Source organism: Bacillus thermozeamaize, from assembly GCA_002159075.1.
GTDB lineage: Bacteria > Bacillota > Bacilli > ZCTH02-B2 > ZCTH02-B2 > Bacillus_BB > Bacillus_BB thermozeamaize.
Genome location: LZRT01000091.1, coordinates 1 through 10855 on the forward strand (window position 1 = coordinate 1; position 10855 = coordinate 10855).

At 44.1% G+C, this 10855-nt stretch carries 12 protein-coding genes and 2 pseudogenes; 12 read left to right on the plus strand and 2 right to left on the minus strand.

Translation table 11 applies throughout. The features are described 5' to 3' along the window. From BAA01_00540 to BAA01_00560, 5 genes and pseudogenes are all read left to right on the plus strand, one after another. Window positions 1-539 (plus strand): annotated as a pseudogene (locus tag BAA01_00540) (arsenical-resistance protein). Window positions 540-543: 4 nt separating this feature from the next. Next, window positions 544-966, plus strand: coding sequence for an arsenate reductase (thioredoxin) (locus BAA01_00545; protein ID OUM86349.1), 423 nt, complete (start codon window positions 544-546; stop codon window positions 964-966). A 175-nt stretch (window positions 967-1141) separates the two neighbouring features. Next, window positions 1142-1537 carry a hypothetical protein gene (locus BAA01_00550; GenBank protein OUM86350.1) on the plus strand — a complete coding sequence of 132 codons (396 nt, stop codon included), beginning with the start codon at window positions 1142-1144 and terminating at the stop codon, window positions 1535-1537. Continuing rightward, on the plus strand, window positions 1530-1898 hold the full coding sequence (locus tag BAA01_00555; GenBank protein ID OUM86351.1) for a hypothetical protein: 369 nt from the start codon (window positions 1530-1532) through the stop codon (window positions 1896-1898). Before BAA01_00550 ends, BAA01_00555 begins: the two co-directional genes overlap by 8 nt. A gap of 61 nt (window positions 1899-1959) precedes the next feature. Continuing rightward, complete coding sequence (locus BAA01_00560; protein ID OUM86352.1) at window positions 1960-2517, plus strand: cupin; 558 nt, start codon at window positions 1960-1962, stop codon at window positions 2515-2517. A gap of 318 nt (window positions 2518-2835) precedes the next feature. Here the strand turns inward: BAA01_00560 and BAA01_00565 are convergent, their stop codons facing one another. Further along, a complete protein-coding gene (locus tag BAA01_00565) occupies window positions 2836-3174 on the minus strand; it encodes a transcriptional regulator (GenBank protein ID OUM86353.1) in 339 nt (112 codons plus the stop codon). Between the two features lie 213 nt (window positions 3175-3387). Here BAA01_00565 and BAA01_00570 point away from each other — a divergent pair, with 213 nt between their 5' ends. The 7 genes from BAA01_00570 to BAA01_00600 all read left to right on the plus strand — a co-directional run bounded on the left by BAA01_00570 (window position 3388) and on the right by BAA01_00600 (window position 10386). Then, window positions 3388-4080, plus strand: coding sequence for a hypothetical protein (locus BAA01_00570; GenBank protein OUM86354.1), 693 nt, complete (start codon window positions 3388-3390; stop codon window positions 4078-4080). Between the two features lie 68 nt (window positions 4081-4148). After that, window positions 4149-4973, plus strand: a complete 825-nt coding sequence (locus BAA01_00575) for a hypothetical protein (GenBank protein ID OUM86355.1) — start codon at window positions 4149-4151, stop codon at window positions 4971-4973. A gap of 136 nt (window positions 4974-5109) precedes the next feature. Beyond that, window positions 5110-5472, plus strand: a complete 363-nt coding sequence (locus BAA01_00580) for a hypothetical protein (GenBank protein ID OUM86356.1) — start codon at window positions 5110-5112, stop codon at window positions 5470-5472. A 61-nt stretch (window positions 5473-5533) separates the two neighbouring features. Continuing rightward, window positions 5534-5791 (plus strand): hypothetical protein, encoded by a 258-nt coding sequence (locus BAA01_00585; protein OUM86357.1) that lies wholly within the window; start codon window positions 5534-5536, stop codon window positions 5789-5791. Window positions 5792-6718: 927 nt separating this feature from the next. Next, entirely contained in the window at window positions 6719-8806 is a 2088-nt protein-coding gene (locus BAA01_00590) for a hypothetical protein (protein ID OUM86358.1), read from the plus strand. Window positions 8807-8956: 150 nt separating this feature from the next. Further along, entirely contained in the window at window positions 8957-9298 is a 342-nt protein-coding gene (locus BAA01_00595; protein ID OUM86359.1) for a hypothetical protein, read from the plus strand. A 737-nt stretch (window positions 9299-10035) separates the two neighbouring features. Beyond that, window positions 10036-10386: a hypothetical protein gene (locus BAA01_00600; GenBank protein ID OUM86360.1), complete on the plus strand. Its 351-nt coding sequence runs from the start codon at window positions 10036-10038 to the stop codon at window positions 10384-10386. Window positions 10387-10613: 227 nt separating this feature from the next. On the opposite strand, the pseudogene BAA01_00605 reads toward BAA01_00600, so the two are convergent. Next, a pseudogene (locus BAA01_00605) lies at window positions 10614-10855 on the minus strand (transposase).

Here is a 10855-nt window from a genome sequence, read left to right on the forward strand (position 1 = left end):
GATTGGAAAGCATGGTCATCGAGATCACGATGGCCGAGGTCGCCAAAAGCGTGTTTATCTACCTGGGCATTCCCTTCCTTGCGGGGATGATCACCCGATATGCACTGGTGAAAACCAAGGGGAAAGCATGGTACGAGCGGGTGTTCATTTCGAAGATCAGCCCGCTGACCTTGGTCGCCCTGCTGTTCACCATCGTGGTCATGTTCTCCCTCAAAGGGGAGGTCATCCTTGAACTGCCCATGGATGTGCTCAGGGTCGCGATCCCGCTTCTCATCTACTTTGTCGTCATGTTTGTGGTGTCGTTTCTGCTCAGCAAAAAAGCGGGAGCAGGCTACCCCGTCTGCACGACGCTTTCCTTTACCGCCGCAAGCAACAATTTTGAACTGGCGATTGCGGTGGCTGTCGGCGTGTTCGGCATTCATTCGGGAGCGGCGTTTGTGGCGGTCATCGGCCCGCTGGTGGAAGTGCCCGTAATGCTGGCTTTGGTGAAGCTGTCGCTCTATTTCCAACGCAAATTTTTTTCCACGCAAGGAGGCTGACGAAATGGCGGAGAAACCGATCCTCTATTTCCTTTGCACAGGCAATTCCTGCCGCAGTCAAATGGCGGAAGGGTTCGGGAAAAAATATCTCGGCGACCGATTTGACGTGTACAGTGCTGGAATCGAGGCCCACGGTCTCAATCCGTATGCGGTTCAAGTGATGCGGGAGGTGGGTATCGACATTTCCAGCCAGACTTCCGATGTGATCGATCCCGAGCTGTTAAACAAGGCGGATTATGTGATTACGCTCTGCGGGGACGCCAACGACCGATGCCCGATGACACCTCCGCACGTGACACGCTGGCATTGGGGATTTGACGACCCCGCCAAGGCGACTGGTACGGAGGAAGAAAAACTGGCGGTGTTCCGCCGCGTGCGGGACGAGATTGAAGAACGAATCAAGCGGTTTCGCGACACGGGAGCATAGATACCAGAATACAGGCTGTTGGGATTGATTTTCGATGAAATAGGGAATATGATAGTGTCAACGCGAAATAGGCGATGGAGTTCGCCATAACCGCCTGACGGCTGATGACTCCTACCGATACGAGTGTATGGGTAGGGGTCTGTTTTTTTTATCCAGCATTTCGGGAGGAATCAGCATGTCATATTTTTTGGTCGGAATTGCGGGGATCATCGGCACTTTGCTTCGGTATGTTTTAGGATTGTGGGTTCAACAATTGGTTCCGCAAACCTCGTTTCCCGTTGGCACGTTGGCAATCAATCTGGTCGGTTGTTTCGCCCTGGGATGGTTTTTCCAATGGGTCATGGACAAAAACCGCATTTCACCTCGTGTTCGCATCAGCATCAGCACGGGTTTGATCGGCTCCTTTACCACGTTTTCGACGTTCAGTGTGGAAACCGTCCAATTGTTCCGTCAGGGACTATGGGGGAGCGGGATTGCGTATGTAGGGATAAGTATGATCGGCGGATTGTGTCTGGTTTGGATGGGAACGGCGGTTGCCGACAGGAGAAGGGAGAGGGTTCGACATGGCTGAGATCGGTTGGATAGCGGCGGGCGGCTTTTTGGGAGCGATGGCTCGTTACGCGATGGTTGCATTTGTTTCCGCTCGTTGGCCGACCAGGTTGCCTCTTGGAACGCTGTTGGTGAATCTGATCGGTTCCTTTTTGCTCGGATGGATCGCAAGCAGTGGATTAAATGAACAGATAGCATTTTTTCTGGGAACGGGATTCATGGGGGCGTTTACGACGTTCTCCACGTTCAAGCTGGAGAGCGTGAACCTGTTTCGGTGGGGCGAAGGGAAAACAAGCCTTCTGTACATGGGGATGACGTACCTTCTCGGCATCGGAGCGGCATGGCTGGGATACCTGATCCATATGCTCCTTTTCACCCTATAGTGGGCCATCGCATAAAATAATCGCAGATTGTGTTGATCCCACTTCAAAGGAGGGTGAACCTTTGAATTCTTACTACTCTTACTCGTATGACAGGATGCAGTGGCGTTATCCCATGCCCGCTTATTGGCCCCCTCAACAAGACTGGCGGTACTGGCAACCGTATGCTGGCGGTATTATCCAATATACAAGGAACGACGAGAACCCACTCGTTGAATTAAAGGATTACGGTGGTCAACCGTTCGTGGTCAATATCGAGCAAGCCGCCAAACGGAATCCGAATTATCGGACAGCAATATGGACGGGAAAACATTTGCAGGTGACGTTGATGAGCATCGATGTCGGAGGCGATATCGGTCTGGAAGTGCATCCCGATGTCGATCAGTTCATCCGCATTGAACAAGGACAGGGACTTGTGCAAATGGGTGGACGCAAAGACCGTCTGGAATTTGAAAGGAATGTGTCCGAAGATGACGCCATCATGATTCCAGCTGGGACGTGGCATAATGTGACCAATACGGGGCATGTTCCCTTGAAGCTGTATTCCATTTATGCTCCGCCCGAGCATCCGTTTGGCACGGTTCACAGGACGAAAGCGGAGGCCATGGCCGCTTATCGGTGACTGATTTGGCAGTTTCGTTGGAAACCAAAGTTATGTCAGGTTTTCAAGTAATTATGGGAAAAAAGTGGCCGCAGAGCCCTTCGTCAGGGGTGTTCTGCGGTTTTTGCTTTCAAACGAGGGGTGCCGCCTGCAACATTTAGGGGTTCGGGATGGCTTATGCGGGGACAAGTATGATATCGGTGGTGTGTCTCATGTGGCATTCGGTGTTGGGACAACATGGCTTGGGAATTTGCTGTGGAACATGACATTTATCCATTCGTTTGAGGCGGAATGATAATCTCCGCCTCAATGACTGCTTTATCATAACGATGTCGGTGATTACTGATCTTTCCATTCCAGCAATACATCCAACAACTTTAGAAACGTTTTTTGATCTTCGATGCTTCGTGTTTGCAGGCGGGTAACGATTTGAGAAATTGTGAATTCTTGAGAGTTTGGTTTAGGCTGGATCGACCGAAAGAGGTCTTCTAATGAAATTTCCAGAGCGTTCGCCACCTTTTCGATGCTTTCCAGCGTAGCATTTTTCTCGCCTCTTTCCAATTGTCCAATGTATGTAGCATGGAGATTGGCTATATCTGCCAATTCTTCCTGACTCAATCCCTTTTCTTTGCGGAAATTTCGTATCCGTTCTCCGATAACCTTTGGCAAATCACTCATTTTACCACCTCTTAGGTAACTTTAGCTTTAACCTTTAAGTTTCCCCAAGAGACTATAGATATTCAAAATAACAAAAGATATACTATAAGTATTGTTTACTGAGCCAAACAAAAAATACTGAAACCAAAATCCATGGTATTTGCTCAGAAGCTCAAAATCGTAGGCGGCAAGTGGGCAGGAGACTTATCATGTCAGGCAGGAACGAATGGTTTTATGGAGGAAATGATTCATAAAAGATGGTTTCATCATGTATTTCAACCGATATATGCTTTGGAAAATTGGCACGTATTCGGGTATGAAGTGTTGTTGCGTTGCGAGTGTACTCCAACCTCCGAATCACTTTTTCGGTTAGCTATAGAACAAAACAAATTGTATGACTTGGACTGTTCCTCGATTTATCATGCTCTTGCATCGGCAAATTTTCGGAACATCCGATTGTTTGTGAATGTGTTTCCTTATACCTTGGTGCATCATTCATTTCCTGATTTCCTGGAAAAACTCAAGAGCGTATGCTTTTCTATTCAAAACATTGTATTTGAAATAAACGGAGCAGAAAAAGGATTAGACATAGGATTGCTCCGAAACGCAGTACAGTTGTTGAAGGATAAAGGGTACGGTATTTCACTTGATCATTTCGGCAATGGGAAAACATTAATGAAACTTGTATCTGAAATTGTCCCAGATTTTGTGAAATTGGATCGATCCTATACTGTGGGTTTGTCCACTTCAGATCAAAAGCAAAATGAGGTTCGGGTGGTATTGGATCTTTGTGAACGAAAGAACATGAAATTGATTTTGAAAGGGATTGAAGAGGCAACCGATTTAGCGATAGCGAAAGCACTCGGTGTTCATATGGGGCAAGGAAACCTATTGGGTAAGCCCATGCCGCTCGGCGGAATTTTTTGATGAAAAAAGTTCTCGCTTAAAAAAGGCAAATAAAACGGGGAAGTGCCGAAACTAAGGAATGACGAGATATGTTGGATCGAAAGTTCATGTACCTGTTAATTTTGGCATCGCTAGCGTTGATATTCATTTTGAATGTATACGTATCTATCCCGACTTTATGGTTGCTTCTATGGATTCCTGCTATTGCATTCGTAATCCTGAACCCAACGCGAAAAGCAACAATGATCATAGGGATGGTATGCACTGTTTTGATGGTTGTTGCAGAATTCGTGTTACGTCAGAATTTCATTCATCCTGAGGAAGCGGTTCAATTGCTTGTAACGGGGGCTGTAGGATGGGCGGTGTTTTTGATGGCGTCGTTATCTTTGATTAAGTCTCGCAAGCTGATTAAGAGGCTACGGGGACTCGCCTTAACGGATCCGCTGACTGATATTCATAATCGCCGATACCTGGAGTTGTACATGGAAAAAGCCATTCCCATCTGTCAAAGAAATGATGATCCCATGACTTTGATCATTTTTGATATTGATCATTTCAAGTCCATTAATGATTCGTATGGTCATAACGCAGGGGACATGGTGTTGAAAAAAGTAGCCGAGGTTGTGAAACGAATGATTCGTCATTCCGATGTATTTATTCGAACGGGAGGAGAAGAATTTATTATTCTATTGCCGAGTTGTCCTCTGCAACAAGGGATGAAACTTGCCGAGCGGATCAGAAAGGAAATTGAGAGCACTAGCTTTACTTATAAAGAAACACGGATCTGGGTTACCGTAAGCATGGGGATCACAGAATATATCAGAGGTCAAGACCTGCACCAGTTTATTGAAAGAGCAGATCAAGCACTGTATCGTGCAAAAAATTCGGGTCGCAACCGAGTGGTTGCTATTTAGCGGCAAATAAGTGGTTCATTTCGGGCAAGGACACATTTTGGCACATCATCTTTTCACCTTTACCCTTCTCCATTATCATCACTTGTCCATCCGCATATGACATAGAAGTTCTTCAAAAAAACAGGAGGGGACTTCTATGTTTTTGTTTCCAGAGCATCAGGGGAGGTACGAGCAATTCTTGAAGCAGGATGGGACGCACCCAAAAGACAGGGAAAGACAGGCGTTATTTTACATTTTTGCTGGTTACAAGGACTTGGGAGATAGGATTGAACATTTTTACGACTTCGAAGGTCGGATGATCCGTCCAGAGGCATTTCAAGCGGTCGATTTGACGAGCGGTTCGAGAGCGTTGGCGGAGTTGGCATTCAACTTGTACAACAACTACGAATGCGGAACTATCGTCGATCTGTTTGTGAACCTGGACGAGCGAAACAGGCGGTTGGCGGTTGAGGCGATCAAGCTCAGGTTTGGAGTGGAAAATCGAGGTTGGGAATACTGACGGGTAACGACGAAAAATCTGCTTGTCATGTTGCCATTTATGCATACGCAAGGTTCACGATTTGAAAGAGCAGTGGAAGCTTTACAATTGGCAGATACAGGGGAAAGAGAATAGGCCATTCAATTCATCAAAACGATGGCTGGAAAGTTGCTTTCAGGCGACGCGTATGAACAAGTTGCACAAGTTTTTGGCAAGGCAAAGACTGGACATCATTATGAATAAGAGGCGAAGAGGAGTGATTGCGGCCTCCTCTTTTTCTTTTGAACGGTGGTATACTGGGATTGAAGAACGGAATGGAAAATATTCGCTGAGGGGATGACATGAATGACTGTAAAAGAGAGTTGCCGAAATTGCGGAGGCACTTCATTCATCCAAGCTACGGATTATGTGAATCTGCGACCGCTCGATAAAAAAATGGCTATAGGTTCAGAGAAAATTTACACGGTTTGTCTTGATTGCGGAGAGGTTGTATCCATAAAAGTGAAACATCCTGAAAAATTGAAATAACGTTTACCGAATGAGTGGAAAAAGGGGAAAAGGGAATGAAGTATCGGATATAAACTGACGTGCAGATTAATTCTAAAAAATTTTTTAAAAATAGCAGGAAATTTTGCTTCATAAAAGAATATATAATACTATCCTGTGTATACAAATGTGTACAAGAAACAAGAGGTGTTATTTTATGGAACAAGATTTCCGCAAGAAAACTTTTCGAGGTGCTAAAATTGAAGATGTTATTTTGGAATTAGAGAAACTAAGTTCATTATGTGAAACAAAGTCTAAAAGCAGTGAACAATTAGAAAGTCAACGGTTTTATGAAGGAATGGCTGTTGCTTATAAAACTATTTCAATAAAGTTAAAAGGAGATTTTGATTATATTGAACCAAAAGTAATTGATGAACTGTACAATGCAATAGAGAAAAATTCAAAACCAAATAATATAAGCAATTCGGAATATGTTACAACTTGTTCGTTTTGTCGTAGAAGTAAAGAAGAAGTCGGTAAACTAGCTATAGGACCAGGGGTTTCCATATGTAGTGAATGTTTAGAATTTAGTGCAGAAGTTATTAAGTCTCATTCATAAAGCGGTAACGATAATTGAGCATGAACCGTCTAGTGAGATGACGGTTTTTTCTTTTGGTTAGAAATCAATAAGAATAACAGAGACGAAAAACGGGGACTTGGAGGAATGATTTAGGAAGTCGTAAAATGAATGAAAGGAATTCTTTTATGAGGAGAGGGTCAAGTGAAGGCGGTAGAAACCAATTTATTGAAATTTATGCAAGGCACAAAACAATTCATCATCCCGATTTATCAGCGAAAATATAGCTGGACGATAAAGCAGTGTCGCCAGCTTTGGAACGATATTGTAAGAGCGGCGGAAGACGAAAAAATAAAAGGTCATTTCGTGGGTTCGATTGTATACATAGAACAAGGGTTATATCAAGTATCATCCGTTCCGCAACTGCTCGTCATTGATGGACAGCAACGATTGACCACGTTGACGTTACTGTTGCTTGCGTTGGGCAAAGCCATCGAGGAGAGCGGACAAACCCTGGATATTACGAAAAAGAAGATCATGAATTACTATCTGGTCAACAGTGAAGAAGAGGGGGAGCTGTATCACAAACTCATCTTGACGCAGAGCGATAAGGACACGCTGATCAACCTGATCTTAGACAAAAAACTCCCCGAGGAACACTCTCCGAGGGTGTACGAGAACTATCATTTTTTTGCGGAATCCATCAAAAACAGCGGTATCGATCTGAACAAGCTGTATCAGGGAATCTCCAAGTTGATTGTTGTAGATATTTCGTTGGATCGTGACCATGATAATCCGCAATTAATTTTTGAAAGTCTGAACTCAACAGGGCTTGATCTGTCGCAAGCCGATTTGATCCGAAACTTCGTTTTGATGAAACTGGAGCCGAAAGAGCAAGCGGAACTGTACAGGGAATACTGGTATCCGATGGAAAAAAGCTTCGGGAATCTGACAAATTCCGCTTTGTTTGACCGATTTATGCGTGACTATTTAACGGTGAAAACGGGGCGAATTCCAAACATACAAGAAGTTTACTCCAGTTTCAAGGCGTATGTATTTGAGCACAGTGAACTGAGTGTCCAGCAAATTGTCGAGGACATTTATCGATATTCCCAATATTTTGTGAAGCTTGCATTCCAAACGGAAAAAGATAAAGAAATCAATGAAGTGCTTAAAGATATCAATACGCTAAAGGTCGATGTCTCGTATCCGTTCTTGCTTGAGGTATATGACGACTATGAGCGTCAAATTTTATCAAAATCGGAATTTATCGAAATCCTAAAGCTTGTTGAAGCTTACGTTTTCCGCAGAGCGGTTTGCGGGGTTCCGACCAATTCATTGAACAAAACGTTTGCGACCCTCAGCAAAGAGATCGACAAGGCGAATTATGTGGAAAGCGTGCGGGCGGCGTTTTTGCTCAAAGATTCCTATAAACGGTTTCCGACCGATGAGGAGTTCAAGCGGGAACTCATGATTAAGGATGTGTATAATTTCCGTAATCGAAATTACCTGCTTCGGAAGCTGGAAAATTTCAATCGGAAAGAGATTATTGATATCGAAGCCTATACGATTGAACACATCATGCCGCAAAATCCAAACTTGTCTCCAGAGTGGAGACGGGATTTGGGGCCAAATTGGGAAGAGGTGCACAAAACGTATCTTCATACGCTGGGCAACCTGACACTGACCCGATATAATTCCGAGCTCAGTGATCGGTCGTTTAAGGAAAAACGGGATATGGAGGGCGGATTTGCAGACAGTCCGCTGAGGTTAAACAGAGAACTGGCCAAACTTGAAACTTGGAATGAGGAGGAAATCCTCAAACGGGCAGAGCTTCTTGCAAATTTGGCGTTAAAAGTCTGGGAATACCCACAGCTCTCGGATGAAATTCTGGCTAAATACCGAAAGAAAGGTTCCGAAAATGATAGTGTGACTTATACGATTGCCGATCACCCTGAATTACAGGGAGATATGTTGGCGTTATTCGAGGAATTGAGTAAACGAATTTGTAACCTGGACAGCTCTGTCCGCATGGAGTTCAAAAAGTTATACATTGCTTTTAAGATGTCAACAAACTTCGTCGATATTGTGCCGCAGAAAAGCAGACTGCGGTTAAGCTTAAATATGCCATTCGATGAAATACAGGATCCTCGAGGTATTTGTAAAGATGTGAGTAACCTCGGTCGTTGGGGGAACGGTGACGTTGAATTTGGCGTTTCTTCTTTAGATGAAATCGACTATGCGATGTTTCTGATCAGACAGTCCTATGAAAGGCATCGGGAAGATGAATAAAGGTGAAGAGGAGCTAACACGGACTCTTCTTTTGTTTTTGCACGAATGGTATACTGGAAATAAAGGGAACAAGGTAAAGCATATTTTATTTGAAGTACTCAAAGAAACAGGATTCAAGGGTTGCTTGGTGGGAAAAACGGAGGTGCAAAGATGTTATTCATCCTTCTCTGTTTAATTATTATCATTGTTTCATTAGTTTTCTTTAGAAAATATGCTATTTTGAATCCATTTTCAAAAGGTATCGCCCTCGCGATTGCTTTATCCATTGTAGCTGTTGTTTGCCTTGCTCAAAACTACACCCAAAGCCTAATCCCAGAAGCAAACGATGGAATTGGAATATCAAACCAAGTAGCGTATTGGATTATTGGTGAGGATGGTTGGTCTAAAGAATCGTTCCGAGTGTTTTTCGAGAATTCTGTTTATTTCACGCTCTTTTTAATTATCACATACCCTGTGGTTCTTATATTTGAATCAAAATTGAAGAGAAAGTAGGGGGTATTGGCCTATCCTATATAGTCTCAATCGGCGAAAACATCCTTAAATCTAAACTAAAATGCAAAGGTGGTGTAGACAGAAAATACATCCCGTGAAAATAAAAACTGTCCAGAGACAATAAAAAATGTCCAAGAAGCCGAGCGGTGTCAGGGTTCATGCCTGATCACCTGTTCGGCTTCATCTTTTGGAAAGGATATAGGGGTTAGGGTGAAAGGGAAAAGGGGTTGATAAATCAGGCTTTGTCCCAATATACCCCCCCTTCTGTCCTCTTCCCTTATCCCTTTCCCCTCATCCCCTCACACTCCCTCAAATATTTCCATGGACATTTCCCAACGTTCCATTTCCCTTATCCCTTCCCCCTAATTCCCTAAATCCTTCCAATTGGACGGACACTTTTTATTTCTCTGGCATTTTGTACCAACTGGCTCCTCAAATCCCGAAAACCCTTGCGGCTCTAGGGAAGAGAGGGTTTGAGGGGGGAGGGGAGGGATGGACATGAATTATTGTCTCTTGACATAGTAGGGAAATTAAAATGGATTGCTCATGTTCGTTTGATTTTATTGCTTGGAGGGGGCAGTCGATAAGGGAGCATTTTAGATGAATGTCCATAATAAGCATGGTTATAAAAATGTGATACAATGTCCTGTAAGGGAGAAGAAACAAATTATTGGTTCTAAACTGTCCAATAAATATGCGATATAACTGATGCTTGGAAAATTAAGGGAGGATGTATCATGACCAAACATCAGATTTATACAATGAGTGTCGCAAAAGTCTATCCCCATTATATTTCGAAAGCAGAGAAAAAAGGGCGTACAAAATCGGAAGTTGATGAAATCATCCGTTGGTTGACTGGATATAGCCAGGAAGAGTTAGAAGTTCATCTGGAAAAACAGACAGACTTTGAGACCTTCTTTGCGGAAGCTCCCCAATTGAATCCTGCACGGACTTTGATCAAAGGTGTAGTTTGCGGTGTTCGAGTGGAAGATATCGAAGAACCAACAATGCGGGAAATTCGCTATTTGGATAAGCTGATTGATGAGTTAGCTAGGGGAAAAGCGATGGAGAAGATTTTGCGAAAATAATAAGGTGCCCTAAGATTTTATGCAATTATCAACACTGGAGCGTGGAATTCATCCTAAATTTCGAAAGCCCATTGTTTCGGTAAAATCACGAGATGTTAGCGCATAACACCCTGTAAATAACAGGGAAGTTCCCAGCCAGACAACTCCCCGTCAGCGTTGAAAGGTATTCCTCCCCCCTCCCCCACCGCAAGGGGCTTTTGGTTTTCCATGTAAAATTGTGGGAATCTCTAACCTGACATGGTCGCCAGCCGCGCTTCGATTCGCTTCCACGCATGGCGGTATGGAAAGTCGTGAGCCAGTTTCAGGATGAGCTTCCGGCTGTGCCGAACGATCGTCGCCGCCCAATGGAAGAACTCCAGCCGAAACCTGGCGATCGTATAGCCCCAATGAACGGGTTCGCAATAGTCCCGCTTGAACCGCTCATAGAGGTTGTAAGCCAGCATTTTGATCAGCAAATCCAGCTCGTTGG

Coding starts and splice junctions, on each gene's coding strand:
- BAA01_00565 (OUM86353.1), bottom strand. CDS start 3,174: ATGAGTGATTTGCCAAAGGTTATCGGAGAACGGATACGAAATTTCCGC.
- BAA01_00595 (OUM86359.1), top strand. CDS start 8,957: ATGTTATTCATCCTTCTCTGTTTAATTATTATCATTGTTTCATTAGTT.
- BAA01_00545 (OUM86349.1), top strand. CDS start 544: ATGGCGGAGAAACCGATCCTCTATTTCCTTTGCACAGGCAATTCCTGC.
- BAA01_00575 (OUM86355.1), top strand. CDS start 4,149: ATGTTGGATCGAAAGTTCATGTACCTGTTAATTTTGGCATCGCTAGCG.
- BAA01_00570 (OUM86354.1), top strand. CDS start 3,388: ATGGAGGAAATGATTCATAAAAGATGGTTTCATCATGTATTTCAACCG.
- BAA01_00580 (OUM86356.1), top strand. CDS start 5,110: ATGTTTTTGTTTCCAGAGCATCAGGGGAGGTACGAGCAATTCTTGAAG.
- BAA01_00550 (OUM86350.1), top strand. CDS start 1,142: ATGTCATATTTTTTGGTCGGAATTGCGGGGATCATCGGCACTTTGCTT.
- BAA01_00555 (OUM86351.1), top strand. CDS start 1,530: ATGGCTGAGATCGGTTGGATAGCGGCGGGCGGCTTTTTGGGAGCGATG.
- BAA01_00600 (OUM86360.1), top strand. CDS start 10,036: ATGACCAAACATCAGATTTATACAATGAGTGTCGCAAAAGTCTATCCC.